Raw genomic sequence first — 24996 nt, forward strand, 5'->3', positions numbered from 1 at the left:
GCTACGGTTGGGCGCCCAGATCAGGCAAAGCATCTTCGACGATGCTTAGATTTCGATCGAAAATCTCCGTGTCGGATGCGTTGGCGCGGAGAGACCGCACCTTGTTCAGGATCGCCGTAACCGCCGCTTCAGGTCTGGCGATGCGGCTCGACCTTTTCGAGGAAACCGCCGGTCTGCATCAGCTCGGCGATCTTCTTGCGCGCGACGAAACGGTCGAGACCGTCGAGCTCGTCCCGGACCGCATGGCGCTACGGCGTCACCTCCAGTCCGGCCAGAAAGGCCTCATTGTCCTTGAGGCTCACCGCCGCATTGACGGTGAGGATGTTGACCGCCGGCAGCCGGTGGCGCTTGCCGACCTCGAAATCGTTGAAGTCATGCGCCGGCGTGATCTTGACCGCACCGCTGCCTTTTTCGGGATCGGAATACTCGTCCGCCACCACCGGGATCTTGCGGCCGACGATCGGCAGGATGAGGTTCTTGCCGACCAGATGCCGAAAACGCTCGTCGTCGGGATGCACCGCCACCGCCGTATCGCCCAGCATCGTCTCGGGGCGTGTCGTCGCCATGGTGATGAACGTTTTAGGATTTTCCGGATCGAAAACCTCGCCCTCGACGGGGTAGCGGAAATGCCAGAGGTTGCCGTTGACCTCCTGCTGTTCGACCTCCAGGTCGGAAATCGCGGTCAAGAGCTTCGGGTCCCAGTTGACAAGCGCTTGTCCTTGTAGATCAGGCCTTCCTTGTAGAGCGTGACGAACACTTCGAGCACCGCCTTGGATAGGCCCTCGTCCATGGTGAAACGTTCTCCGCTCCAGTCGGCCGAGGCCCCGAGCCGCTTCAACTGGTTGAAGATCGCGCCGCCGGATTCGGCTTTCCACTCCCAGACTTTCTCAATGAACTCGTCGCGCGTCAGGTCACGGCGGTGGATCTGCTTCTCCACAAGCTGGCGCTCGACCACCATCTGCGTGGCGATGCTGGCATGGTCCATGCCTGGTTGCCAAAGAACATTCTTGCCGCGCATACGCTCGAAGCGCACCAGAATGTTCTGCAGCGTGTTGTTGAGCGCATGGCCCATATGCAGCGAGCCGGTGACGTTCGGTGGCGGGATGACGATGGTGAAGGCTTCCGCGCCCTCCTCGGCGCCTGCCCCGACACGAAACGTCTTTTCAAGCGTATTATGTCTTTTTGTGCATAGACCAACGAGTTGAGCGGCGGCCCCATAAATCGCCGATGTGATAGGTCGGGCGAAGGCGTCCACCAGCTCGTACTTGTCAAGACGATGCCACCCTTGATCTTGCACCCGCCTCCAATACCAGTGATGCGCTGCGTCGTACGCTCATGCCTGTCAGGATGGGATGGGCGCTGCTAGCACCGTGGCAGTTTGACAACCCGGCCATCGGGGCGGTAGCACCGTCCAAGGCCAAGAGTCGCAGGGCAGACCGCACCCCATCGGGCTGCGCGACCCAGACCAGCTGACGCCCAACTGGCACACTCATCGCGCATCAGCACCGTGGATGCGACATCTACTTTGTTGCGAGCGCGATATCGGAACTTCGTTGTGACGCAGCTTGTGCGTAAGCGCACCGCTGTCAGCAAGTGAGTGAGCGAAAGAACTACGTGATGGAGGTGATAAGTCATGCGGCGTCAAGATTCCCCGCCCTTTGCGGCAGACACACTGATCCCTCTTCAGAATCCGGTCTTTCGTTCGATCTGGACAGCCACGCAGATATCCAGCCTTGGCTGGCTGGTGCAGAGCGTGGCTATAAGCTGGCTTATGGCAACGATTTCAGCCTCCGATCTGATGGTTGCGCTCGTGCAGGCTGCATCGACACTGCCCGCCTTCTTCTTGTCGATCCTTGCTGGAGCGATTGCAGACAGCTTCAGCCGCCGCGGCGTGATGCTTGCCGGACATTGCCTGATCGCACTGGCATCCACGGCGCTGGCTCTCTCTGTTGGACTGGGCTTTGTCAGTCCATGGCTGATCTTGGGACTGAGTTTCTTGGCGGGATGCGGCTTTGCCTTGAATGATCCAGCCTGGCACGCCTCGGTCGGCGACATCCTGGAAAAGCGCGACATACCCGCTGCAGTGACGCTGATGTCGGTGGGGTACAACGTGGTTCGGAGCATAGGACCGGCGCTGGGCGGTGTAATTTTGGCTTTGCTGGGCCCCCTTACGGCTTTCGCCTTCGCTGCGCTGACCGACCTGGTCCCGTTGAGCGCTGTGCTGCGCTCCAAGTGGCAAGTTCGCTCTTCGCCTCTTCCGCGCGAGCGGATGACGACGGCCATTCATGATGGCATGCGCTTCACGGCAATCTCCTCGGAGATCAGAGTGGCGATCGTGCGTGCAACCCTGTTCGGGCTGTCAAGCATCTCGATCCTTGCTCTGCTCCCCCTCCTAGTTCGCGACCAACTGGCGGGGGGGCCAATTGTTTACGGCGTTCTGTTGGCCGGCTTCGGCACAGGCGCCTTCATGGCGGGCATTGGCAATAGCTACTTGAGACGCATCACGTCCCAAAATCGATTGATCACGCTCGCGTCCGTTGCTTGCGCAACGTGTTGCCTTTTACTGGCTCTCACATCCTCGGTGGCTGTAGCAGCGATCGCGCTTGCAATCGCTGGCGCAGGCTGGGTTGTCACCTGGACCGGAACCGACGTGTGTGTGCAGTTGGCAAGCCCAAGGTGGGTCGTTGGTCGCACCCTGTCGATCTATTACGCCCTGACCTACGGCGGCATGGCAGCGGGCAGCTGGATCTGGGGTGCTGTCGCGCAGTACTATTCCCTGACGTGGGCTTTGGAAGGTGCTGCAGCGGCGCTGTTGCTGGTTGCAGCTGTGGGAAAGCTATTGCCGGTACGGCTATGGGAGGAATCGGATCAAGGGGCCTTCGACTTCAGGCCACCAGAACTGGCCCTCGATTTGAAGCCCAGGAGCGGCCCGATCGTGATCAAGGTGGAGTACTCGATACCCGAGGAGAATATCGAGGAATTTCTGAGCTGCATGCGCGAAAGGCGGCGCGTTCAGAGCCGTGCCGGTGCGCGGGACTGGACCCTCCAGCGCGATCTTCAGAACTCGACTCTTTGGACCGAGACATTCCGCACGCCGACATGGACGGACTATCTTCGTCTAAACCATCGGCTAACGGTGACTGACAGGGAGGTAGGCGAGCGCCTTGCCGCTCTGCAGGTCGGTGATTCTCCTCCTCGTCTCTCACTTTCGATCGAGCGGTCGACAAGCCCCGCCCCCGGCGGCCAAGTCCAGCCTGTGCCCTTTGTATCGCGCCCGTAAGGAAAGCAGTAACTTTTCTGGGTCGGGTTCGGACACGGGAATGGCCGAGACCTACTCCTTTTTTCGTCGGGTCTGCCCGGATCGCCATACGTTGCGGCCGGTTAGGCGAGCATGAGGATTTGTGTGGCACGTATGTCCACCACGGGCCCATGTCCAGCCCCACCGCCTCTGCCATCAGATCGGCTTGGGCAGGGGTTCAGGTCGCCTGTCCCCCTGCATCGCGGCGAGCGGTTCGGTGCTGGAGAAAGCGGTTCAACAGGGCGGCGGTAGGGGCACCAGCATAGCGCCGCCGTCAGGCGCGATGCGGACCGACAGCCCCGACGAAGGGCGCTGATTGATCGACTGAAATTGGATCGGGTCATTTTATCAGCTGACATAATCCATGAATTTTTCACGATGCTTCAGCACGCGCCTGAATTTTCTGCGTTTAGCTGCAGCGAAGGTCCCGGTGGTGCGGTGGAAGCGCACCCGGGGCATCTTGGACTTATTTGATGCAGCCATCCAGGACTGCTGCATTGCCACAGCAGTGGTCACAACCTGCTAGGCGGGCTTCCTGGAGATGAACGCGACGATTGGTCAGAAGCGCTTCTATTGGCTGCGCTCGGCGCCAGACGGTCGCGGAGCTTCAAATCTGATCGGGCTCCCGAGCGAATTGCCGTCCTACGAGCATTCGGGACCGATCCCGGCCTACAGGCACGCCTTACTTCGGGCGGCGGATCAAGTGATCCGTGAGGGGAATGCCACGCCGGCATGGCTCGCCAATGATTTCAATGCCAACTGTCGGCAGTCACATCATAAATTATGCATAGCTCCGCGACACATATCCAAGGTGGCGCACAATCCTGCGAATTGTCATCGCTGTGACAACAATCGCCGCACCAAGCAAAGTGGCGAACTCGATTCTGCTCCTGAGATCCCAAAGCTCTCCGAACGGTATTATTCCATGAAGCGAAACACGGCACCCTGAAGCAGGTAAAGCAGCAGTGTGCTCTGACCAAGCTCCAGCGCGACAAAGCGAGCTACGCGAGTTGAATAGCCAACTCTCCAGCATAGGAATATAAGCTGCATCGCCACTGCAGAAGTTGCTACCGAGCCAGCGAACATCAGCAACACTTGTTTGGCCGACTGTGCATCGTAGATCAAAACAAGATTGTTGTAGACGTACGTCTCCTTTCCCCAAACAAGAAAGCACATGAACGCAGCCATCGAAAGTAACACCACAAAAATAGCCTTGTGGCGCCTGATGCTGGCTGCCTGCCATCCGATCGGCTGCGCAAACAAGAACCCCAAACAAAAGAATGGGTATGTGTATCGTACCAACGGGGTTATTGACCACGGGACGGGTGCGAATGCGATCGCAATTGCAGATGCGCCTATGATCCAACCGACGAGCCATTGAAAGTCGTGAGCAACTTTATCAGGACGAAGGACGCGAAAGCTGCCCAGATGAACCAGTATGTGCCAATGAATTCCCTAAAAAAATCCAACATTCCACTGGTTAAACTGTTCGCCGAAGACATTACGGCGGCCTTCGATATCCAAATCAACGCACACCAAAAAAGCATGGGCAATACTAGTTGCATTGCTCGATCACTGACGCCTTGAGGGAACGATTTGCGCAGAATCGCTCCCGAAGAAAGATATCCACTTATCGCCATAAACAGAGGCATGTGAAACATGTAGATCGACTTAAAATATGGCGACAGCCAAAAGGCGTCAGTGCCTCGATAGATAACATATTGTAACAAATGCCCAATTATCACCAAGATAATGAGGACGCCTTTGGCGAAATCGAAGCTTAGGTCTCTGGCCTTTGTCCCTTCTGGGCACGGGTCGCGCCCCTTCGAACCGACTGTTTTGTGATTAAGCATCAGACCTCCAGCCGATATCCTGCCGTTACTGCTTCCACTTTGGTTCTAGAGTGGTTCACGCACGGCATCTTCGGATCCCATTCTGGACTGTCGCATCCCAATCCAGCCGGTAATGGCCGCAATATTTCCATTGAACTTCGTCCTCATCGCCTCAATAGCGGCAGTGCCGCCGCCTGGAATGTGGATCAACCGGAATTCGGCCGTCGTTCTTCTTTATTCCAATGGAGATCGCAATCAGGTCCGGCCGGTCACGTAGTAAAGTGTTCTCCCTTCGAGCAGCCAGGTCGGCGCCGCTCAGAATCTTCGACGAGCGCGCCAGGACAGCATCGATCTCCGCAAATTTTTGCCCGGAGATCGTCCTCACATCATCATGGCCTCGCCTCAACCGGGCCGGTGCCCTCCGCCTTTGCGGGTTTTTGTCCCGACGCTCGGGTCGCCGCCCGGCCCGGTCAAGGCCAAAAAAACGTCGCGGCTGAGCGCCCACTCCGGCTTCTGCCAAATATTCGTCGGCGGGTTCGCAGCACCGCGGGCGCACGGGTGAGCTCGTGGGTGGAGTGCGGATGGAAGTAGGCGATGCACATCGTCACCAGCACCTCAGATTGTGTGAGGTCCACGGTTCGCTCGCCGACGGGCGCGCGTATGGCGTCGGTATATGCAGGGGGGTCCGTCGCCTTGGCCTCAGTTTCGGGGAATGGCAAGCCCTGGTCGGCGCGGCGCTGAGTTGGGCGGAAAGATCGACGGCGCAACGCGGGGCTCCTGCGCGACGAGCAGGTTTTTCGCCCGGTCTGACCCGGCCTCGACTCCAGATGCCGCAATGACCGTCGGGCCCGCCGCGATTGATCGGGTCTCATGCCCAAAGCTGCCTCGGTGCCCAGTAGCGGCACCGCATGGCCCCAACCCAGCCAGTAAAGCGTCGGCGAGCCAGCATCCGACGGTGCGTTCGAAGCGATCTCATTCGGCGGCCATGATCGCGCCGGTCACCATGCCGCAGCGGAAAGCTGCCGAGCTCGTCTGGCCAGGTCGCTGACCGCCTCGTCGTCGCGGGCGTCGACCGAAATCTTCCCCACCGCAGCGAGGTTTCTCCCGTTAGAAGATCCTCAGCGGGATGGGCTGCCAGTTCACGCCCGGTCAACAGCATCCGGCCCGCGGGGCCGACCTCGTCTCCCGGTCGTGTGAGCAGAAGAACATCGCGAAGTGCGGCTTCATCCTCGACGCCGCGAGCCTGCTCGCCGTACCGCGGCCGCCGAAAGCCCTAGGCGCTGTCACCAGGCGCCAGCCCACCTCTCTAGCTGGCGGACCATCTCATCGAGCGCGCCGATGGCCGCACCGGCAGTGATTGCAATGTCCTCAATGCGCCGCAACTGTTTGGGTCGGGGCAGCCCTGCGCAACCAGGCCGGCACCGCCGTCGTCGGCGCGGCTCCGTGGCACCGGGAAGAGTGCCGTGGTGTCGCAGGAGGGTTTTGGCTCAGAATCATGGAACACGATGAATCATCGCGGCGCTTTTTGTAGAGCGAACGATAAGTCTTGCACGACCAGCCATTTATCCCTCGCGAGATCAATGCCGCGGGCAGTTAGCAGGCGAACTCCGTCCGGACTGAGTACCTGTTTCAACGCGGGCAAAAGAAGTTGTGTAGTCATGTCACGAAATGCTTGGTCCGCTTCTCTGCCGGCCGATGGTCCATGAAATCCCCTCTGCACGCACGACGCCGGAAACCTCCTTGCCGATATGATGCTCAAGCACCGGCCGCCATGGCACCAGCGTGAACTCGCGCGATTTCTCGATGACAGCGTATTTTCCGCCGGCGAGCTCGACGGAGCGGCGGAGCGTGCCTTCTATTCGATCTCCACTCTGGGCTTCAGAATAGGGCAGACCGAGTTCGTTCGACAACTGGCCGGCCACGCGGTTCAACTCGCGTTGGCGCAGCATCGAAAGCATGTTGGCGCGATAGACGATCCGGTCCTGCTCTGCCCGAGCAAGACCTTGCGCAATCAGCCACTGCCGTCGGCGGCCTTGCGCCTCTCGGACATCGCGGCCGAAACCAGAGCTGTGCAAGGCCTCCGGTATGTCGGAAACCAGCTCTCGATCGAGCCAGGTGGCGCCGTCGAAGCTGACTTGTTGTTCCAGCGGCGTCGATGAGAGCTTGTCAACCGTGACAGGCTCGGCCCCGGCCCGCTGACGCTCGTAGTCGGACACACGGTCGAGATGATCCGGTGCGACGATCCAGGTGCCGTCCGGCTCGCGCTCGACACGACCGGTCGCCCGGCGGATCGCCTCCAGTCGCCGCACGTGCGTTTCGGCAAAGCGTTCGGTGGCCGACGGGTCATGCTTGAGATGGATATCGATGCTGTAGCGCCCGTCATGGGCCGTGGCGATCTCGGCAATTGTGCGGTCGACTTGCCTTGGCCCGGTGTCCCTCGGCGTGACCCGCACTATGCAGCCCTCTGGCGTCGGTTGGGTGGCCTCGCCTTTGCCGATATCAACATAGTGGCTTTTGCCGTCCACGCCGTCGACGACGAGGTAATGGCGGTCAGTGATTTCGTCGGCCAGGCCGCGCGCAATGATGCGGCCGACGACAGGCTGCATCTGCTCTGCAGAACGATCATGGACAACATAGTCGGCGACACTGCGGGCGAGCCCCTTGCCGGTCAGTTCGCGGTGCATGGTCTTGATGATGTCGCCCCGCTCGCCGATGCGGCGCAGCGTCGCTTCAAGCTCGCCATCAAGGCGCCAGCGGCCCGAGCCGACTTCCTCAGCCAGACCCATCCGCTCGAGCTTACGCAGGCGCCCCTGGTGCAGCGTCTGGCGAAACGTGTCTCGGCTGGCCGGTGAGACATGCCCGTCATCGTCGCGCAGGCGGAGCAGCTGCCGATCGATGCTGGTGAAGCGTTCCCGCTCCATTTCCTGGCGCAGGCGTTGCTTGATCTCGCGGTCCGTTCTCGGGCCAAGGTCGAGGCTGACCAGCTCGGCCGCCCGTTCACGGATTCCAGACGAGATGTAGTCTCGCGCGATGACAAGATTTTCGCCGCGGTCGTCCTTGCCGCGGACGATAATATGGGTATGCGGATGACCAGTGTTGAAATGATCGACAGCGACCCAGTCGAGCTTGGTGCCGAGGTCTTCTTCCATCTGCGCCATGAGGCGCCGCGTGAGCGGCTTCAGGTCATCATACTCGATGCCGTCTTCAGGTGCGACGATGAAGCGGAACTGATGCCGGTCGCCATCGGCACGATCGATGAACGCCTTGCCATCGACGCGGTCGCTGTCGGCGCTATAGAGCTCGCCAGGCTCCCCTTCGCGGGTGACGCCGTCGCGCTGGAGGTAGCGAAGGTGTGCACGTGCCCCGTCAACACCCTTGCCGGCCAGCTTGACGATACGCGCCTTGACGACGGCGCGCCGCTGCCGAAACGCCGCGTGGCGGTCGCGCGCTCTGAGAACGGCGGCAGCAGCCCCGCCGCGCCCCGCCCGGCTTCCGATGAAGCGGCCACGGCGACCGCTGCCGCCGCCGGCTCGGTTGATCGCGGCGCGGATCTGGCCGGCGAAACGCTTGCCTGCCTTCGAGCCGCGCGATCCGATTTTGCCCAGGCTCGGCTTGAACTCTTCATCCTGCATTGAGCCTCCTAGTAATCTTGAGCAAAATCAAAGCTTTGTCGGCAGAAGCTCTCCTGACGCTGAAGGCAGCCTCCATGAAAAACGATGTGCAGACAAAGACTTCGCCGCCTCCAGGAGGCGATGCCTTTATCTTGCCTTCCGCGGACCTGCCTCCCTGCCTCCCTGCCTCCCTGCCTCCCTGCCCCGCCCGACCCACGGTACCCTGCCCTCACCTGCGATCCGGCCGGCCTGACCTTGCTCGCTCCGATCCGAGCGGCACCACAATTTGGCCATTCGGATCGGTCGCGGAAACACCGTTTCGCAGGAAAAACAGCGACTGCCCGGACGGGATTTCCGGCGCTTTTCCGGAACGGGATTTGCCGGTGAACGCGTCCATGTCGGCGGCCGAAATCCCGGCAGCCTTGAGCTGTTCCAAATACGAAACCGTCTCGCTGGGCAGCGGTCGCCCACGCTGCAAATGCTGTTCGTAGCGGTCCGGCCCAGCGTTATAGGCGGCAAACAGGCCGGGAAAGCCGAAGCGGTCATACATGGCGCGCAGATAGGCAGTGCCTGCCAGAATGTTGTCGCGAGGGTCGTGCGGATCGGCCCCCAGGCCAAGCTCTGCGCGCATCTCCTCGTAGGTGCCGGGCATCACCTGCATGAGGCCAATGGCGCCGGCGTGTGAGGCGATCGGCCGTCCGTCCAGCATTGTCTGCCCCCGGCTTTCGGCATCCATGACGGCATAAATCCAGGGCTGTGGAATGCTGAAACGCCGGCTTGCTTCGGCTATCAAGGGCTGCCATCTTGCCAGCTGCGGACCACGGGAGATGGCGGCCGGCTGAGCGTCGGTCGCGGCGGAACAGGCGCATGGCGCTATCGCGACCATGCCCAGCATCAGGAGGGTTACTCGGTCCATAGCGGCACGAGCCTCCCGGCAATATTTTCGGCCGGCACCGGCCCGAAATAGCGGCTGTCGAAGGAGCGGTTTCTATCGTTGCCGAGCAGGAAAAACTCGTCGGCGGCGAGCTTGTGGCAGGCATTCCACCAAGGCAGCGGACGGTGCTGCGTGTCGGTTGCCAGCCGGCGCGCGACAATCTCGCCGCCGATGATGATGGCGTCGCCGAAGGCGCAGACATGCTCGCCAGGCAGCGCGGCAAGGCGCTTGACCAGCGGCACATTGCTGGGCAGATAGAAGCGTTCGGCGGCGAGATCGGCGACCGGTTTTGGCGGGCGGACGAGCACGAGGTCGCCACGAGCCGGTGATCCGGACGCGACGCGATAGAGGCCGACCGGCGCACTGGCCGAGACGTTCCAGACCAGCCAGGGCGATGGGTTGTCGAAAGCGGCGAAGCCGATCAGGCCGAGGCCTATTGTGGCCACGGCGATCGTCTTGCGCGCCCGAATGCGCCGCAGATGGCTGCCGATCAGACGGATGGTGGGACGCCGGCTCATGAGCGGCCTCCCTCACCGGCCGAGCCGGAATCGTGCCCGCCATCCTCGGGCGTGGTCTCCTGCGCGCGTCCCTTCGACCAGTCGTCGAGCTCGTCGATGTGATAGCGGACATAGCGGCCGTGCTTGCGAAATTGCGGGCCGCCGCCTTTGAGCCGCATCTTCTCCAGCGTGCGCTGGGACAGCCCGATATAGAAGGCGGCCTGCGCGGTGTTGAGAAACGGACTGCCCTTCTTGGCGCGGGCCGCGCGTTCGTTTTCGTCGTCCATGATGATCCTCGTTTCGTTACGGACAAGCGAAGGCGAGGATCGGCGAGCGAGATCGTTTTGGGGACGGGCGAAGAGTGGGGGGCGAGTTTTCGCCGCCCCTTCTTGAGAAGAGCCCCGCGCCGGTTGCGGCGCGGGGCTCGAGGCTGGCGGTTCAGTCGACGGGGTTCCAGATGATGGCGTATGTGTCGTCGTCATCCTGGCCGGCGGCGCGGCCCAGATTGGCGTAGAGCTTGCGCGGACCGAACTCCGGGGCGGCAATCGACAGGCTCACATAGTCCTTGCCGGAGGTCTCGCCGGTGCGGATCCAGCCGGCCCCTACTTCGACCCCTTGCGTCAGCACCCGGAAGTCGGGATGGGTGTCGGCGCTCTTTGCCTGATTGGGCACGATGTCGATGTCGGCGCGCACGCTGAGCGTCTTGAGCTGGCCCTTGTAGCCGCCGTTTTCCTGTTTGGTGACGTATCCGATCGCGGTCATTTTCAGTCTCCTTTTGGTGCTCGCCGGGGACCATTCCCCTGCGATGGCGAACCGTGATGGGCGCGTCCGGACCGCCGGAACCGGGACGGCCGCAGCGATAGCGGAGGACCCGAGCGGGCAGCTTTTTTGAAGCGAAGCGGCGCGAGGAAGCCGCCGCAGGCGGCGGGGAAAAAAGCTGCTGGCGAGGGTTTCGGGTGGGCCGGATCCGCCCATAGGTCGTCAAGCCAGCCGCAGGGGAATGGTCCCTGAGACACATGGAGACAGGTGGCGCGATCGGCGGCACAACGAGCAGGCGGCATTACAGGGCGCCGGCTGCGCGGGCTCTGTCGGCAACCCGATCGGACAATTGGACCCATGCGCCTGGCGCCTCGGCAAGCAACCCGGCGTGGTGCAGGGCTGCCGAAACGGGGGCGAATTGGCGTCGGGATTTCTCGCGCAAGGCACTGGCTCGACAAGACGACCAATCGGCAGCCGGCGCGGCCCGGAGCGGCGCGCGCGACCTGAGCGGCGGTAATCGAGAGAACCGCCGCTCGGGCCCTGATCGACTATTTGCGGACGAACAGCGGCTGCACTTGTGCCCACTGATCGGCGGTGCGGAAGCCGCCGCGGCTGGTGTAGCTTTCGGCCGGGAATTTCATCCAGCGCGGCAGCCAGGTCTCGATCTTCTGGCGGCCATTCTCGCCCGCCAGGAAGTCGCGGATGATCTTCTTTTGCGTCTTGACCTTCTCGGCGACATTGCCGTCGGCAACAAGCTTGCCGCCGACATCGGCGAGCATCGAATTGGCGATTTCCTTGTCGCGCAAGAGGTCGAAGAACGCATCGTCCGGTTCCCACCATGCGCCCATATCCACGTTCAGATGATTGCCAAGTGCCTCGATGACAGCGCTGCCGGCTGCAAGCGTCTCGGCCATGACAAGGGTGAGAACGCGCATGACATCGTCGTCGCAGAGCGCCAAGAGGCGCGCGAACACGCCGGCGATAGCAAAGGCGTCGCCATTGCCGCCGGCCACCACTCCATCCTCATCCGGTGATCCGACCAGGGCCAACACCTCGCGCCGCTTTTTGCCGAATGCAGCTTCAGCCTTGCAGCCGGCAAGGCTGGCAGTCACCGTCTCGTTGACTGCGCGCTGTGGTTCACGGCGCACCTGCCACAGGCCGGAACCGGTGATGGCGTGCGCCACCACGAGGCGCAGCGCCACGGCGGGATGGTCGAGCATGGCCGCACGCACGGCAGCATGGCGATGCAGATCGACATAGTTCTGCATCGGGCCGGTGAGTTCGGGGCGCGGCGGCTTGGCGGCTGTTTCTTCTTGCTCGCCGCCCTCGCGGGCGCGGCGGACTTGCTTGTGTGACAGCCAGCCCTCGTGACACTCGACCTCGCCGCGATACGTGACCGCGATGAAGACCTTGCCGCCCTTCTTCTTCGGGGTCTTCTCGTGGTCCCATGCGTGGAAATATTGGCCCGGTTCCAGCAGCACCACCTCGCTCCAGCCGTCGTTGAGATAGGTGTCGCGTCTGGTGGCAATCGCTTCGTTCTGCTTTTGCCAGAACAGGTCGGCATCGGCGAAATAGCTGTCCTCGCCGAACAGGTCCGACGTGATCAGGCCGGGATATTCGTCGATGGCAAACAGCGCCACCTTGGTGGAAATCGACTGGCCGCCGAACAGCCATTGCTTCAATTGATAGCCACGCGGCGCGTATTGATCGGGATCGGCACAGAGTGCCAGCCAGTCCTTCTGCTGCGCCTTGGACGCCATGGTGAGATGGCGCACCGTCTCGGTATCGATCTCCTCGCGCCGGTAGGCTTCGCGGATTTTGGGCAAGAGGTCGCCAAGCGCCAGAATGCGTTTGACCTTCAGGTCAGTGATGCCGAAGGTCGCAGCGATATCGGGAACGGTGCGGCCTTGCCTGACGAGCCGCGAAAACGTCTCCCATTGCGATACTTCGTCAGGATCGAGACGGGCGAGGTTTTCGATCAGCGAGGCTTCCAGCGCATCGGCGTCGTCGCCATCCTCCATGATGGCGCAGGGCAAGGGATCGCCTTCGCCGCGCTCGTCGGCAAGCGATTTCGCGGCGAAATAGCGCCGCCTGCCGGCGACGATCTCGAAGGTTTCCGGCTGGCCGTTCGGCCGCACAAGGAGAGGCACCAGCACGCCGCGCGCACGCACGGATGGCAAGATGTCGGAAATGTCGGGCGCGCGTTTTCCATGGCGCATGTTGAGCGCGGAAATGTTGAGCCGATCCAAACGGATGTGGGCAAGCTGCATGGTTACTCTCCTTCGCTTTGGTTGAGGTTGTCCCCGCCGCAGAGGCCGAAGGCCGGCGCGGCGGGACGGTTTTTGCGCCTATCGGCGCTGCTGTTCCGCCGTGTCGGGCGGAAGCTCGGAATGGGGCTTTGAAAGGGCGTCTGCTGCCTGCCGCAGAAGTCGCTCGGCCTCGGTGATGTGGCCGCAAATGCGGGCGGCTTCGGCATAGACGGAGAGCGGAAAGCGCGCCTGGAAATGCAGGTCGCGCTCGATGCCGAGGCCAAGCGGACCTTTTACGGATGCAAGCTCGGCCAGACTGACGCTGCCGAGTTCGGGGAAGCCGAAGCCGAGATCGCAAAGGCCGAACAGCGTGTCGCCATCGGCGTCGAGTTCGCTCAGAAGCCACGTGGCGGCACCTGTGGGATTAAACAGTTTCACAACGGGAAAATGGTCGATGTCGGCGTCGGCGGCGCCATTGGCGAGCAGTCGTGCGCGCAGTGGATCGGTGATCAGGATCATGGAAAGAAGACTCCTTGTCAGAACAGGTCGAATTGATTTCTGCTGGCTTCATCGAAGAGGCCGATATCGAGCGGCTTTTGCGCCGCGCGCGGACACATCGGCGCGTCCATCAGGAGGGTGAGCCGATCGCGCGTGGTGATCGGCCGGACACCGGGAATGAGCATCTGCTCGCCTTGCGGCGTCGGCTCGCTCGCGGTCAGTTGAGGATCGCGCATCGTCATGCCGCAATCCCTTCCTGCGCCTCGCCTTCGGCATCGGCCTGAAGGCCAAGCAGGAAATCGGCGGCCTTGGAAGCAAGACTGGCGGCACGGAAGATGGCGCGATTGTCCTCGCGCAGCACCTTCAGCCATGAGCCGATGTAATCGGCATGACGCACGGTCGGCTCGATACCGAGATTGCTGCAGACGAAGGCGGCAGTGATTTCGGCGACCAATTCTTCACGCGCGTAAGCCTTGGAGCCGAACGAGCCGGAGAGGTCGCGAGCAAGCCGCGTCGGGTGGCCGGTCCAGTGGCCAAGCTCGTGAAAGCAGGTCCGGTAATAGTCGATCTGGTGATGGAACGCCGGCTGCGGCGGCACCTGAATGTGGTCGCTGCCCGGCATGTAGAAAGCGCGATCGCCGCCGACCCTGAAATCCGCACCGCTGGCGCGAATGAGCGTCTCGGCCTGCGGCACGATCTCGCACTGAGGCAGCGGCTCGGCGGCGGCATAGAGGTCTTCCGGAAGATTATCGCACTGCGCGACATTGAAGACGGTGAAGCGCTTCAAAAAAGGCACGGCCTGTGGTTCATCGCCCTCGTGGCGTGCGCGCTCCTTCTCGTCCTTGGGGACAAAGCGGTCGGCATGCACGATGGTCGTGCCGCGCTCGCCCTTCCTGACGTTGCCGCCAAGGACGAGCGCCTGCCGGAAGGTGAGCCAGTTCTGGCTGGGATAGCTGCGCTCGATCACCGCGCCCCACAGGATAAGGATATTGATGCCGGAATAGGTGCGGCCAGAGGATGCATTCCTCGGCAGGCCAAGGCCTGCCTTTGCCCTGCCCCATGGCTTGACCCATGGCACGGTGCCGCGCTCCAGCTCGGCAATGATGCGGTCGGTGATCTCCTGATAAAGGCTGGCGCCGGGGCGCCCGCCCTTGCCTGCGCCAGCCTCTGTGCTGGCACAACGCTTGCTGTTTGCATGCATCGTCTCATCCTTCGCTCGCCAATCGCCGCGCCTTTCCCCGGAAGCGGGATGGGCGGCGAGTCGCGACCGGAAAGGCCCGCCGTGGTAGGCGGACCGCATCCGAAGGACCGGAACGAAGAGCAGGACCCTGAGCGGCACGCGAAGGGTTGCGGGCTGCCGCGGCGGGCCTAGAAGGGAGTGCCGCCCACCCCGCGCCACCGGGAAAGGCCAACAGACAAACCGCGCCGCCCGCAAGGGCGGCGGCCGTCACAGCCCGAAGGGCTGCCCACGCCAAGGGGCGAAGCCGAATGGCCGAGACCGCCTGAGCTTGCCGAAGAAAAGCGGGCTCGGTTCACGAGCACCTGGTGCGCGTCGTCAGGCGCGCGGGCGCCCGCCAGGACGGCAGGCTGGACAGATTTTTCGAACGGATCGCGATAAATACTTAAATGAATGCTGCACCGAAAACATGTGCGATGCAGCATTTTCGCAACCATTTACCACGGACGCTCAGACCCGAGACTTCCGCCACCCAGCCTTGCGCGCGGCTTCCTCCGAACAAAACCAGCGCTCGCCTTTCAACAGGTTGATGCGCGTCTCCCAGTAATATTCCTGTCCGGGAACATGATAGATGCGCTCGCCCGTGTTGTAGCTGATATTGGCTTTGATGTTGCAGCCGAGAGCGGCAGGGCCGATTTCGAAGGCAAGAAAGCCAGCCAGGATTGTTCCACCAGCAACGATCTTTGCCCACAACGGAACGTCCTTCGAACGATGGCGCTCGCCATACCTGCGACGGTTGTACCGATTGTCTTGATAGCGATGGTTGCCCACGCCCCTTCTCCCCGAAGAGAGAATGCGACGTTTGCAGCCTGGAGTCTATAAGTCTGGTCTAATTCACCGGTCCTGTTCCGAACCATTGAATGAACGGCGCATCCTTACCGGTGATATCCTTCACCGTCTTCAACAGCGCTTCATGGGTGCGTTGGAGAGCCCGGTAATGGTTGCTGGTAGGTGATAGAAGCGGCTGGACGATGCTCTGGTGCAGCCGTTCCGCCTCCGCGAGAAAGCGCTCGATTTCAGCCTGTGAAAGCTGCTTGGAAAGTTTGGTCCTAGCCATTGCGATCTCCGTTGAGGAATCGCCCCACCTAGGATTATCATCCTATATCGGCATGGCTTGGTAAAGACCCACCCGCAGCGGAATGGCAGCTTGCCGAAGAAAAGCACGCTCGGTTCACGGCACCGGCGCGAGCCGTTAGACGCGCAGGCGCCCGTTAGCCCGCAGGCTGGACAGAATCTCGCACGGATCAGCGTCAAGCGCCGCAGTTAAGTCGAGAAACTCGATGACATCGAGACGCCGCTCTCCACCCTCGTACTTGGCCACGAAGGATTGGGGACGATCAAGCTTCTCGGCCACCTGCGCCTGAGTCAGGCCTTTGGCCTTGCGCAGGGAAACCAGCTGGGCCAGAAACCGCTGGTGGCGGGGCGAGCGAAGAGATTTGGGCATGTAGGCGAACCGGTCGGGTAAAGACCGGATCAGCGACTAATCCCGGTTTCGGATTATCCCATTTTGGGATATGCTGCGTTGCATCCAGCGATCAACATGCGAGGTTCGCGGCAGACATGAATGGATCAACGGGAACCGACGGGACTCAAAGCTCAACACTGCGCGATGAAGTCCCCTGGTCGGAGAGCCTCACGAGCTATGACAGGCAGCATTTCAAGATCTATCTGAGGATCCTCGACGCCTGCGCCGACAATGCCAGCGTAGAGGAGATGGCCGATCTCATTCTAGGCATCGACCCGGCCCTTGAACCGGTCCGCGCCCGCAAGGCTCTTCGCAGCCATATCGACCGGGCGAACTGGATAGTGACGACCGGCTACAAGGAACTGTTCGCCGGCTGACGCGCGGGGCGGACTGTCACTTTTCAGGCAAGGAACTCACGATGGCCATTCGTGAGCGCACGGTCGCGAGAGACGGGGTGGCGGATGCGGTCACAACTGCTTCGCGTGCTGTTTGACTGCCATTTCCAGTGCTTGGCTCAGAGGCACAGCCTTGGAGAACAGGTAGCCTTGAGCGGTTCGGCAGCCAAGCTTGTGCAGGGTTTGCCGATCCGCCTCTGTTTCGACGCCCTCGGCCATGACCTCGATCCCGAGCATGTTACCGAGATCGATGACCGATTTGACAAGCAGTCGGTCCTCTCGGGACTTGGCCAAGCCGCGAATGAAGCCCTGGTCTATTTTGACCTTGCGTATCCGACTGTCCTTGAGCGATGCCAACGTAGAAAAGCCGGTGCCGAAGTCATCGAGCGCGATGGAAATGCCCGCATGTGAAAGCCGTCCGAGCTTTTCATCCACTCTGTCCGGGTCCACCGGGGATTCTTCGGTAATCTCGATTTCGAACATCGTTGCAGGGAGGCCTTTTGCCGCCAGACCATCCAAAACCATGTCGTCGATATCGCCGGCTTCCAGTTCGCGCGGCGAAACATTCATCGCCACACGGAAATCACGACAGTCAGCTTTCACCAAGCCGTCGATAAAAGCACAACAGTCGGCGAAGACGGTTTGCGTCAGCAGCTGAAGCATTCCGGTTTCGCGTGCAGCTGTGATGATTTCGGGTGGAGAGATGGCACCATGAGTCGGATGGGACCACCTCAGCAAGGCTTCAAAACCGACCACGGCCTCGGTGTCGAGTTTCACGATCGGCTGGAACCAAGGTTGCAAGCTTCTCGTCTTTATCGCCGAATGAAGGTCCCGTTCGACGGACTGGCGGCGTTGCAGTTCCCTGTCGAGTTCGGCATCGAACAGGCAAAATTCGTTCCTGCCACGACGCTTGGCCGTGTAAAGGGCGATATCCGCCCGCAACAACATTTCGGTCAGGCCCGGGCTTTCCGCCAGGTATATTCCTATTGATGCCCCGACCCGGACGGACGCGACCTCCCGATAGGGGCGGGCAATTTTTGCTATGATATTGGAGGCGAGATCATTGGCAGAAAGCGAAACCCTCGTTGAGGGAAAAAACAGCACGAATTCATCGCCGCCGATACGAGCGAGCGTTGAGCCTTCCGGTGCTTCCTCCTCTATGCGGCGGGCGATCCTGACAAGCAGTTCATCACCGGTCCTGTGACCGTAGGTATCGTTGACGGATTTGAACCCGTCCAGATCAACCAGCATTGCCACGAAGGGGCCATCCGCGGTCTCGAAACGTCCTATTGCGTCTTCGAGGCCACGCCTGTTGAGAAGGGCCGTCAGGTGGTCCTGCCTGGAACTGGCCTTCATCTCCGCCGCAAGCCGCTCGGCCTCATGCCTCAGGCGGCTCGCTTCGCGGAACCGTGCTTGCCCAACAAACGAAGCTCGAACCAAGCCGCCCATGAAGAGCAGAACGGTAAAAGCCAGAATGTAGTCTTCAAAATTGCCTTTCGCCAAAAGGCAAGCCACCGTGATGAGGAGCGGAGGTGTGATGAAGTTGGTCGCCGCCGCGGCATACGAACTGCCGTATGTAACCGCACCAGCGGAAATGCCCGCCAGAATGACCAGATGCAGCGGTGCTTGAGGTGTCGTGTATCCAACAGTCAGGACGGCCAGGAAGGACCAGGCAAACCCTGCCAGAAGAGCAAGGATGCCAAACCAGCGAAGCCGCGGCAAAACCCCCACTAAACCGTCATGGCGCCCCGTTTCCTTTAGCTGATAACGCGCGAGTGCAAGGCGGGCGGCATTTATCGCATTGACGACCAGGAACCAGATTGCAGCGGCAAAGCCGCTGCCAGAAAGGGCGTGCACCGCCCAAATCAGGCCTGACAGGATACCGCTTATCGGCATCGACACGAAGAGGCCGGTCCTCAGGTCAGCAAGCTGATCCTGACGGATTTTGGCCTCCAGCGTGTCTTCATTTTTCGGGGCCATGGACGGACCGGCTTGCTCCCATCGTTGTTCGCGACGACAAGCTTACGCAAGCCCACTGAAGGACGGGTTAACTATCCAGCGGGGGTAACCAGTGCGCTCACCATGGCTCCGGGTCGCACGTCTGCTCTTGGCCTTGCCGTCTGACCATCGAGCTCTTGCCCGCACGCGTGCCTTGATCCGAATCATCCCAGGATCGGCAACGTCACCATGGAATCAGCCCTGCCAACGGCATCAACGCGCCCGGCGAGACAAAAGGAAGCCGGGCCGAGATAGCGTTCCAGAGCGGCAGCGCTGCCTGCGATTCACCGCCTGAGCATGGCCGAAATGCCATGGCGGATAAAGGGAAGATATTGGGCAAAGCGAAGCCCTGCATGTCTTGCAAGCCGTGCCGCCGGGTGCTCGCCTGAGTAGAGAGCGACAAGCGCATTCGTAGCATGATAGAGCGGTGCCGCCGACAGACGCAGCCGGCTTTCGTATCTGCCGAGTATGTCGGGATCAGCAATGTCGCGGCGCTCGCGACATGCCGCCAGCATTCTGTCGGCGAGTTGCTTCTGGCCACTGAGGCCGATGTTGAAGCCATGCGCGGTCACCGGGTGCATGCCGAGGGCAGCATCGCCGATCAGTGCCGCACTCGGAGCCCAGAACTTGTGCGCCAAGGTCGTGACCAGCGGATAGGCATGGCGGGTGCTTGCCAAGGTCATCTCTCCGAGGCGTCCTCGACACCGGCTCGTCGATTCCGTGAGGAACAAATCGTCGTCGAGAGCAAGCAGTCTGTCGGCCTCGCTTGAGCGCAAAGTGAGAAGCAGCGACGACACGCCTTCCATGAGCGGCAACATCGCTATCGTCTGATGGTGATCGAACCATTCGACCGCGATCTGGTGATGGGCGCGCTCGTGCCTCACCCGGCAAATCAGCATGGAGTTGCCAAGCCGATTGATGTCGGCGCCAATGCCGAGCAGGTCGCGCGTCGCGGACAAACGCGAATCCGCTGCAACGAGCAGCCGAGCGGCCAATTGCCTGCCATCAGAGAGCGTTATGACTGCTTCTTTGTGGCTGGTTGTTGCATTGACGACCGAGCGGCCGCACAGCAGCTGGGCATGATCCTGGAAGTGGACAAGCTTGAACAGGGCGTCGCGGATCCGACAATTTGGGACCAGAATTCCGAGTGGTTCCCCAGATCCGCTGGGAGAATCGAAGCTCAGGGCGAAAGGGCTCGATCCGTTGAGCACGCGCGCGCCTTGTAGCGGTGATTTGTCCGAAGCGGGGATGGCATCCCAGGCGCCGAGCTCGCGAAGGATTCCAACCGATGCGTGGGTTAGCGCGATCTCGCGACCGTCGAAAGCCGGATTCGCCAGGCTTTCGAGCGACTGCCGTTCAACCACTGCCACCTTGAGTCGGCTCTGGGCAAGCGATGCGGCGAAGGAAAGTCCGACCGGCCCGGCTCCGACGACAATGACGTCGAATCTATCGACAGAGCCGGCCATCAGCGTGCCGCCATAGCGTCGGCTACCTGCGACGAAGGGCACTGGAACGCATCGCAATCGATCCACGGTTTGCGGCTCATCTCCCCAAGCGTCTCCACGCGACCTAACCGTCCGTTAGACATCCGTTCTCCGTTCAAAAATGCTCAATAAACCATGCCTATGAAGAGATAACCCTGATGTGGATCAACCAGGCTCGATAAACGCGGCAACGGCGGGTTCACGGTCGACTGGTCGATCGCCACGCCATGGTCTGGTCAGGTCATCATGGAATGGCCGGCTTCCCGTTCGGTGCGGCCCTTTCAAGGCGGTAACAGGGGTTCGATTCCCCTTGGGCGTACCAGCAAAATCAAGCACTTAGCATATGTTTCCGCAAACTCGTCTAAGATTCATCTAATTTTGTCATGTGGAAAAAGGTGGATTTGGGTGGAGATTGATGGAATCAGATAGCCGAACGTTGAAATTGGCTCCTATATGAGTGCTTGGGGGGCCAGATGCATTGTGAGGTTGAGTTTCTGCCGGTTGGCTCCGGCTCCAAAGCCGGTGACGCCATTGTAGTGCGTTATGGCGACGCTGCCGCTTATCATCTGATGTTGGTCGACGGCGGACATGCAGAAACCGGAGACAACATCGTAGCGCATCTCAAGAAGCAGTTCGGGCCATTTCCTGTTCTGGAGCATGTGGTGTTGACGCATTCCGATGCGGACCATGCTTCGGGGCTGCGCACGGTTTTGAGCGAGATTCCTGTGCGAAATCTCTGGATGCATATCCCTTGGCTCCTCGCCGAGGAGTCCCGTCACCTTTTTTCGGATAAGCGATGGACTGCTGAGGGGCTGAAGTCCGCTGTAAAGGCCGAATACGGGACGATCAGCGAAATCTACGACTTAGCTTCGGAAGCTGGCACCAATATTTTCTTTCCATTCCAAGGCACGGACATCGGCCCTTTCCGCGTATGCTCGCCCAGCCGCGTTTCGTACAGTTATCTCTTGCCGCAATTCGAAAAGACTCCCGATCCGGACCAGGCCGCGATTGAGGCGGCACAGATGTGGTTAGGCAAGGAGTCGCTCGCGCGCAAGATCTTGGAAGCAGCGAAGGCCGCGCTGCATGGTTGGACGACGGAGAGTTGGGAAAACGAGCGTTTGCAAGACGGGGGAATCACCAGCGCCAGCAATGAAACGAGCGTCGTACTGTATGGCTCTTTTGAGAACGACGCCCGTGTGCTTCTCACGGGGGACACAGGGGTAAATGGATTGCGATGGGCGGCCATTTATGCGGAGAGCGTAGGCCTTCCACTTCAAAAGTTTAGCTTTGTGCAAATCCCCCATCACGGCAGTCGACGCAACGTCGGCCCCACGATTCTTACGCGTCTTTTAGGAGAAATTCAGGCGGAGGTTTCTGCATCACGTTTCAGTGCTTTTGTTTCTGCACCTAAGGACGACGAAAAACATCCCCGCCGGATCGTGTTAAACGCCTTTAAGCGCCGTGGCGGCCATATCATTGCAACTCAAGGCATCGGCAAGGTTCATTGGGGAGGTTTCCCGGCACGTGCTGGATATGACGTTGCGGAAAGTCTGCCATTCTACACACAGGTCGAGGAATATACGTGAGCACAGATGGACCGCCGCGCTCGTTGAAAGATCAGACCCGCTGGCAGCTTTGGCTTACGATTGCCGCGAATTTTGCTTTGTTTTATGGGGTGGCACAGTCTGACGCTCTTGCGGTTTCCGGCATCAAGGGCCTGCTGGTGGGGGCCGCAAACCTTCTTCCGGTCGGGCTAGCTCTCATTGTTACATCAGTCGCAAACGGCCTTCTGAACGCCGCTGCGAAAGCCCGCTTGGTGTTTCTTCGATGGCACTTTGCATTGCCTGGACATCGAGCCTTTAGCAGGCACGGGCCGACAGATCCTCGCATCGATATGTCTCGACTGAAAGACTCTTTGGGAGATACTTTTCCCCGAACACCGGGTGACGAAAATCGCCTGTGGTATCGGTTTTACAAAGACGTCGAGTCAGAGACCGCAATCCTCCATGCTCACAGGGAATTTCTGTTTACTCGCGACTACGCCGCTTTTTCGTTCCTGTTTCTTTTCGGCTTTGGGACCGCAGCGGTTTTCATGGTGCAGTCCCTGAGGGTGTCGTTTATCTATTGCGCCGTTCTGCTGCTACAGTTCTTGGTTGTTCGCCACTCGGCGGCAACCTATGGTGTCCGGTTGGTAACAACGGTGCTGGCGCGCCACGCAGCGAAGACGGTTTGAATTTCCGGGTAGTATAGGCTCCTCTTACCCTCACGCCGTCCTCCAAACCTCGACGCTGGTAAAGAGTTCGGACTCGCCCGAGGCGGCGGCTAGTCCAAACCCGGCCGTGTTGTTGGTTCCCGAACACCAATGCTCGACGCGGTGCGCCTTGCCGGCGAGAGCGGTTCCCCATCCGAACGAGTCGGTTTGTTGGTGAGGGCTGGTGTCAGCCACCGCGCTAGAGCCGGAGGCGACCACAACACCGTCAGTGACATTGAAGAGCCTGGCGATGTGTTGTGTGGCTCCCCATGCCGGCGCCCGCCACCGGACCCTGCAATTTACCGATGGCGTGAATTCGTCGCCGGCCAAGGTGATGACACCAGCGGGATCATATGACTTGGCGTTCAAGGTTCGTGGTCGAAATACACATTTCTTATGTCTGCACTTGCCGTCGTGGCGCTCGCCCTTTCGGCATGCTCGGCGGCGGCTTTCGAGTTCGAACGCGTCACCGTCACCAACGCCAGCTACGACAATCCGCCCGCCGAGCGCATAGAAGAAAGGGCCTGATGCCCGAGGCGATGCGTCAAGGTGCATTGCGGTCCCGACGATGGAACCGACAACGTCTTCGCCGACTTTTCCTACCGTGTCACGTTCCAGCCGGACGGCGGCATAGACGTCACCGAGTGGTAAGTTGGCCTTGACCGATGTTCCTATTCCGTTCAAGTGTAGGAATAAATTCATACGGTGAAGAATGCCGAGGCGATGGGCTGATGAGGCCGAACTATCCCGCGCTTATCATGGTGTGCGCCAACGCGGGGAAGCGGGTCACGCTCTCCCCGGATACCGCACTATTCGTCGGATTGAAGCTGTTGACTGCCTCGGCGAAACCAACGGCCGCCGAGTCGCACTTATGATCTGCGATAGCAAGTGTGAGCGCCCGTGTTACCCCTGCCAAGGCAAGGCCAACGGGATAGTCCGCGCCTACGGCACTGCGCCGGCTAGCGCCGGTCTACACAGACAAGCATATGTTTACACTACTGAAAAGTCGGCGAGACGCCCGGAATTGCGTGACCTGTTACTTTGGCAGTACTTTTCTATTTACTAATTTAGTAGCGGCTTGTATTATGGCTTGTTTCCGAGATGAAAAGGGGTCTGCAATGAAAGCTTACGGCAAGATCCTACTTGTCGCCGCAACGGGTTTGTTACCTACGGCGGCGTATTCTGATACGTGCGATACGGGGAAAGACTCTTGCAGCATAACATGCCCCAAGCGCTGCTATGCGTCTTGGGATGCCACCGCAAAAACCTGCAGCAAGGGCTGTAGGGACACGCTGGTTGAGAAGAAGAGTCACTCTCTTTATATGTCAATCAACGGATTGACGAAGCAAGAGCTAATGTCGCTCTTGAAAGGAAAAAAGCTCGCAGATTGAGATTGTTACGTTCCGGCGGTCAAGGTCTTGCCGGTTTCGAAAGCGATCATGTCTGCATTTCCTTGTTTGAGAACTCTAGATCTATATCAAGAGGATGGCGAGGCCACGGGGCGACGCAGTCCAACTGGCTTTCCGGGATCTCGCCGGACAGGATGCAGCCGTATCGGTCATAGGCGCCGATACCTGGGGCGAAGAACCATGCGGAACGCCCGGCGGCATCGGTGTGGGCGCCGTCCTCCTCGTCTCGAAAAGGGCGGAGCGGCCCGACACAGAGGCCGCCTCGGGTGCGATAGGTTCCGCCGGTCCTGACGTCGATTGGTTCGCCAAGATCTTGGTCTTGACCGGCTTTAGCGAGCCTGGCTGCGGCCAAGATCAACTTGCTGAATTCGGGCAATTCTATATTTTGGGTGACGGCCATATCGAAGCGTCCTCTTTGGTTGTGGTTAGAGCCGGCGAGTGTTTCTATCACTCGCCGGTTCACTCACACTTCGACAAATCCATTCGCAAATCAAGTACAAAACGTGCTTGCCACGTTTTATCAGGTGATGGCGGAAGATATCTTCCAATGTTGTTTGCGATATGCAAACGATACTGATTTTTAGTTTGCGATATACAAACGGAGGTCTAGAATCCCCGAATGCTAAGGAGTCAGTGCAGGCGCGTGCTCGCGACACTCTCTATGCGGCTCGTCGCCCGATAGATGAATTGTGCCGGACAGCCAGAGCCTGCCGGAGGCGTGCGGGTCCGCCGTGCGTATGATCTTATCTCGGGCAACGGGGGGAAACCGCATCCGTCGCAGCCAAGCCGTTCTTGACGACGACGCCGACGTGAGAGGCATTCAAGGATTGAAGCCGCCGTGCGTGCTTGCTGACGCCCGCATTCAGGGCAGCTTTGAAGTCGTTGTTAACGCGGAGCACGGTTGCTCGGGCGAATTGGCAGGCAAACGGCCGCGCCAATCCTGCAGGTCGGCTTCCGTCAAGCAATGCAATTCTTTGTGAGCAATAGCGGCGTCGGACAGAATGTGCTTTCGCATACGATTGCCGGCATCAAGGCGAGCGCCGCGAGCGCGCTCAACCTTCTCGCGTTCTAGTATGTAA

General features: G+C 60.3%; 20 protein-coding genes, 1 tRNA gene and 3 pseudogenes. 7 read left to right on the forward strand and 17 right to left on the reverse strand.

Features of this window, described 5'->3' with window-relative positions; all coding sequences use genetic code 11:
- Positions 1–140: 140 nt before the first annotated feature.
- Positions 141–1117, reverse strand: a pseudogene (locus NKH91_RS26600) (class I tRNA ligase family protein); the annotation flags it as partial.
- Positions 1118–1633: 516 nt separating this feature from the next.
- Here NKH91_RS26600 and NKH91_RS26605 point away from each other — a divergent pair.
- A complete protein-coding gene (locus NKH91_RS26605) occupies positions 1634–3280 on the forward strand; it encodes an MFS transporter (protein WP_352813012.1) in 1647 nt (548 codons plus the stop codon).
- A 553-nt stretch (positions 3281–3833) separates the two neighbouring features.
- Positions 3834–4070: pseudogene (locus tag NKH91_RS26610) on the forward strand (hypothetical protein); the annotation flags it as partial.
- 9 nt (positions 4071–4079) lie between these two features.
- On the opposite strand, the pseudogene nolL reads toward NKH91_RS26610, so the two are convergent.
- The 13 genes and pseudogenes from nolL to NKH91_RS26680 all read right to left on the reverse strand — a co-directional run bounded on the left by nolL (position 4080) and on the right by NKH91_RS26680 (position 16359).
- Positions 4080–5151, reverse strand: a pseudogene (nolL, locus tag NKH91_RS26615) (nodulation factor fucose acetyltransferase NolL).
- Between the two features lie 1640 nt (positions 5152–6791).
- Positions 6792–8762: a relaxase/mobilization nuclease RlxS gene (gene rlxS, locus NKH91_RS26625; protein ID WP_352813011.1), complete on the reverse strand. Its 1971-nt coding sequence runs from the start codon at positions 8760–8762 to the stop codon at positions 6792–6794.
- Positions 8763–8970: 208 nt separating this feature from the next.
- Positions 8971–9657 (reverse strand): lytic transglycosylase domain-containing protein, encoded by a 687-nt coding sequence (locus tag NKH91_RS26630; protein ID WP_352813009.1) that lies wholly within the window; start codon positions 9655–9657, stop codon positions 8971–8973.
- The gene (gene lepB, locus NKH91_RS26635) at positions 9645–10193 is read right to left on the reverse strand and encodes a signal peptidase I (protein WP_352791161.1); all 549 of its coding nucleotides are present in this window, start codon (positions 10191–10193) and stop codon (positions 9645–9647) included. The genes NKH91_RS26630 and lepB overlap by 13 nt, the downstream gene beginning before the upstream one ends.
- Positions 10190–10459 carry a helix-turn-helix transcriptional regulator gene (locus NKH91_RS26640; RefSeq protein ID WP_352549561.1) on the reverse strand — a complete coding sequence of 90 codons (270 nt, stop codon included), beginning with the start codon at positions 10457–10459 and terminating at the stop codon, positions 10190–10192. The genes lepB and NKH91_RS26640 overlap by 4 nt, the downstream gene beginning before the upstream one ends.
- Before the next feature lie 151 nt (positions 10460–10610).
- Positions 10611–10934 (reverse strand): DUF736 domain-containing protein, encoded by a 324-nt coding sequence (locus NKH91_RS26645; RefSeq protein ID WP_023672372.1) that lies wholly within the window; start codon positions 10932–10934, stop codon positions 10611–10613.
- A gap of 545 nt (positions 10935–11479) precedes the next feature.
- Complete coding sequence (locus tag NKH91_RS26650; protein WP_352813717.1) at positions 11480–13201, reverse strand: ParB/RepB/Spo0J family partition protein; 1722 nt, start codon at positions 13199–13201, stop codon at positions 11480–11482.
- Between the two features lie 78 nt (positions 13202–13279).
- Positions 13280–13699: a DUF2958 domain-containing protein gene (locus NKH91_RS26655; protein WP_352593336.1), complete on the reverse strand. Its 420-nt coding sequence runs from the start codon at positions 13697–13699 to the stop codon at positions 13280–13282.
- Positions 13700–13716: 17 nt separating this feature from the next.
- On the reverse strand, positions 13717–13920 hold the full coding sequence (locus tag NKH91_RS26660; RefSeq protein WP_352593339.1) for a hypothetical protein: 204 nt from the start codon (positions 13918–13920) through the stop codon (positions 13717–13719).
- Positions 13917–14879 (reverse strand): ArdC family protein, encoded by a 963-nt coding sequence (locus NKH91_RS26665; RefSeq protein WP_352778493.1) that lies wholly within the window; start codon positions 14877–14879, stop codon positions 13917–13919. The genes NKH91_RS26660 and NKH91_RS26665 overlap by 4 nt, the downstream gene beginning before the upstream one ends.
- A gap of 486 nt (positions 14880–15365) precedes the next feature.
- A complete protein-coding gene (locus tag NKH91_RS26670; RefSeq protein ID WP_352468497.1) occupies positions 15366–15686 on the reverse strand; it encodes a sunset domain-containing protein in 321 nt (106 codons plus the stop codon).
- 58 nt (positions 15687–15744) lie between these two features.
- On the reverse strand, positions 15745–15972 hold the full coding sequence (locus NKH91_RS26675; protein ID WP_352453620.1) for a hypothetical protein: 228 nt from the start codon (positions 15970–15972) through the stop codon (positions 15745–15747).
- Between the two features lie 135 nt (positions 15973–16107).
- Complete coding sequence (locus NKH91_RS26680; RefSeq protein ID WP_023722035.1) at positions 16108–16359, reverse strand: helix-turn-helix domain-containing protein; 252 nt, start codon at positions 16357–16359, stop codon at positions 16108–16110.
- A 116-nt stretch (positions 16360–16475) separates the two neighbouring features.
- Between NKH91_RS26680 and NKH91_RS26685 the strand changes: the two genes are divergently transcribed.
- The gene (locus tag NKH91_RS26685; protein ID WP_352813719.1) at positions 16476–16757 is read left to right on the forward strand and encodes a DNA -binding domain-containing protein; all 282 of its coding nucleotides are present in this window, start codon (positions 16476–16478) and stop codon (positions 16755–16757) included.
- 90 nt (positions 16758–16847) lie between these two features.
- On the opposite strand, the gene NKH91_RS26690 is transcribed toward NKH91_RS26685, so the two are convergent.
- Positions 16848–18755 carry a putative bifunctional diguanylate cyclase/phosphodiesterase gene (locus NKH91_RS26690; protein ID WP_352813720.1) on the reverse strand — a complete coding sequence of 636 codons (1908 nt, stop codon included), beginning with the start codon at positions 18753–18755 and terminating at the stop codon, positions 16848–16850.
- A gap of 302 nt (positions 18756–19057) precedes the next feature.
- Positions 19058–20239, reverse strand: a complete 1182-nt coding sequence (gene ubiM / locus NKH91_RS26695) for a 5-demethoxyubiquinol-8 5-hydroxylase UbiM (RefSeq protein ID WP_352707063.1) — start codon at positions 20237–20239, stop codon at positions 19058–19060.
- A 240-nt stretch (positions 20240–20479) separates the two neighbouring features.
- Here ubiM and NKH91_RS26700 point away from each other — a divergent pair.
- The 4 genes from NKH91_RS26700 to NKH91_RS26715 all read left to right on the forward strand — a co-directional run bounded on the left by NKH91_RS26700 (position 20480) and on the right by NKH91_RS26715 (position 23036).
- A tRNA-Glu gene (locus tag NKH91_RS26700) sits at positions 20480–20579 on the forward strand.
- Between the two features lie 151 nt (positions 20580–20730).
- On the forward strand, positions 20731–21843 hold the full coding sequence (locus NKH91_RS26705) for a ComEC/Rec2 family competence protein (protein ID WP_352706916.1): 1113 nt from the start codon (positions 20731–20733) through the stop codon (positions 21841–21843).
- Between the two features lie 23 nt (positions 21844–21866).
- Positions 21867–22490 carry a hypothetical protein gene (locus tag NKH91_RS26710; protein WP_352813722.1) on the forward strand — a complete coding sequence of 208 codons (624 nt, stop codon included), beginning with the start codon at positions 21867–21869 and terminating at the stop codon, positions 22488–22490.
- Between the two features lie 414 nt (positions 22491–22904).
- Positions 22905–23036: a hypothetical protein gene (locus NKH91_RS26715; RefSeq protein WP_352706911.1), complete on the forward strand. Its 132-nt coding sequence runs from the start codon at positions 22905–22907 to the stop codon at positions 23034–23036.
- A 909-nt stretch (positions 23037–23945) separates the two neighbouring features.
- Here the strand turns inward: NKH91_RS26715 and NKH91_RS26720 are convergent.
- Positions 23946–24317, reverse strand: a complete 372-nt coding sequence (locus NKH91_RS26720) for a hypothetical protein (protein WP_352706909.1) — start codon at positions 24315–24317, stop codon at positions 23946–23948.
- Positions 24318–24996 lie beyond the last annotated feature (679 nt).

The organism is Mesorhizobium sp. M0894 (genome assembly GCF_040319725.1).
In the GTDB taxonomy this organism is placed as follows: Bacteria; Pseudomonadota; Alphaproteobacteria; order Rhizobiales; family Rhizobiaceae; genus Mesorhizobium.

Bases quoted from the DNA above. Each gene is read 5' to 3' on its own strand.
- NKH91_RS26605 (WP_352813012.1), top strand. From the start codon at position 1,634: ATGCGGCGTCAAGATTCCCCGCCCTTTGCGGCAGACACACTGATCCCT.
- rlxS (WP_352813011.1), bottom strand. From the start codon at position 8,762: ATGCAGGATGAAGAGTTCAAGCCGAGCCTGGGCAAAATCGGATCGCGC.
- NKH91_RS26630 (WP_352813009.1), bottom strand. From the start codon at position 9,657: ATGGACCGAGTAACCCTCCTGATGCTGGGCATGGTCGCGATAGCGCCA.
- lepB (WP_352791161.1), bottom strand. From the start codon at position 10,193: ATGAGCCGGCGTCCCACCATCCGTCTGATCGGCAGCCATCTGCGGCGC.
- NKH91_RS26640 (WP_352549561.1), bottom strand. From the start codon at position 10,459: ATGGACGACGAAAACGAACGCGCGGCCCGCGCCAAGAAGGGCAGTCCG.
- NKH91_RS26645 (WP_023672372.1), bottom strand. From the start codon at position 10,934: ATGACCGCGATCGGATACGTCACCAAACAGGAAAACGGCGGCTACAAG.
- NKH91_RS26650 (WP_352813717.1), bottom strand. From the start codon at position 13,201: ATGCAGCTTGCCCACATCCGTTTGGATCGGCTCAACATTTCCGCGCTC.
- NKH91_RS26655 (WP_352593336.1), bottom strand. From the start codon at position 13,699: ATGATCCTGATCACCGATCCACTGCGCGCACGACTGCTCGCCAATGGC.
- NKH91_RS26660 (WP_352593339.1), bottom strand. From the start codon at position 13,920: ATGACGATGCGCGATCCTCAACTGACCGCGAGCGAGCCGACGCCGCAA.
- NKH91_RS26665 (WP_352778493.1), bottom strand. From the start codon at position 14,879: ATGCATGCAAACAGCAAGCGTTGTGCCAGCACAGAGGCTGGCGCAGGC.
- NKH91_RS26675 (WP_352453620.1), bottom strand. From the start codon at position 15,972: ATGGCTAGGACCAAACTTTCCAAGCAGCTTTCACAGGCTGAAATCGAG.
- NKH91_RS26680 (WP_023722035.1), bottom strand. From the start codon at position 16,359: ATGCCCAAATCTCTTCGCTCGCCCCGCCACCAGCGGTTTCTGGCCCAG.
- NKH91_RS26685 (WP_352813719.1), top strand. From the start codon at position 16,476: ATGAATGGATCAACGGGAACCGACGGGACTCAAAGCTCAACACTGCGC.
- NKH91_RS26690 (WP_352813720.1), bottom strand. From the start codon at position 18,755: ATGGCCCCGAAAAATGAAGACACGCTGGAGGCCAAAATCCGTCAGGAT.
- ubiM (WP_352707063.1), bottom strand. From the start codon at position 20,239: ATGGCCGGCTCTGTCGATAGATTCGACGTCATTGTCGTCGGAGCCGGG.
- NKH91_RS26705 (WP_352706916.1), top strand. From the start codon at position 20,731: ATGCATTGTGAGGTTGAGTTTCTGCCGGTTGGCTCCGGCTCCAAAGCC.
- NKH91_RS26715 (WP_352706911.1), top strand. From the start codon at position 22,905: ATGTCTGCACTTGCCGTCGTGGCGCTCGCCCTTTCGGCATGCTCGGCG.
- NKH91_RS26720 (WP_352706909.1), bottom strand. From the start codon at position 24,317: ATGGCCGTCACCCAAAATATAGAATTGCCCGAATTCAGCAAGTTGATC.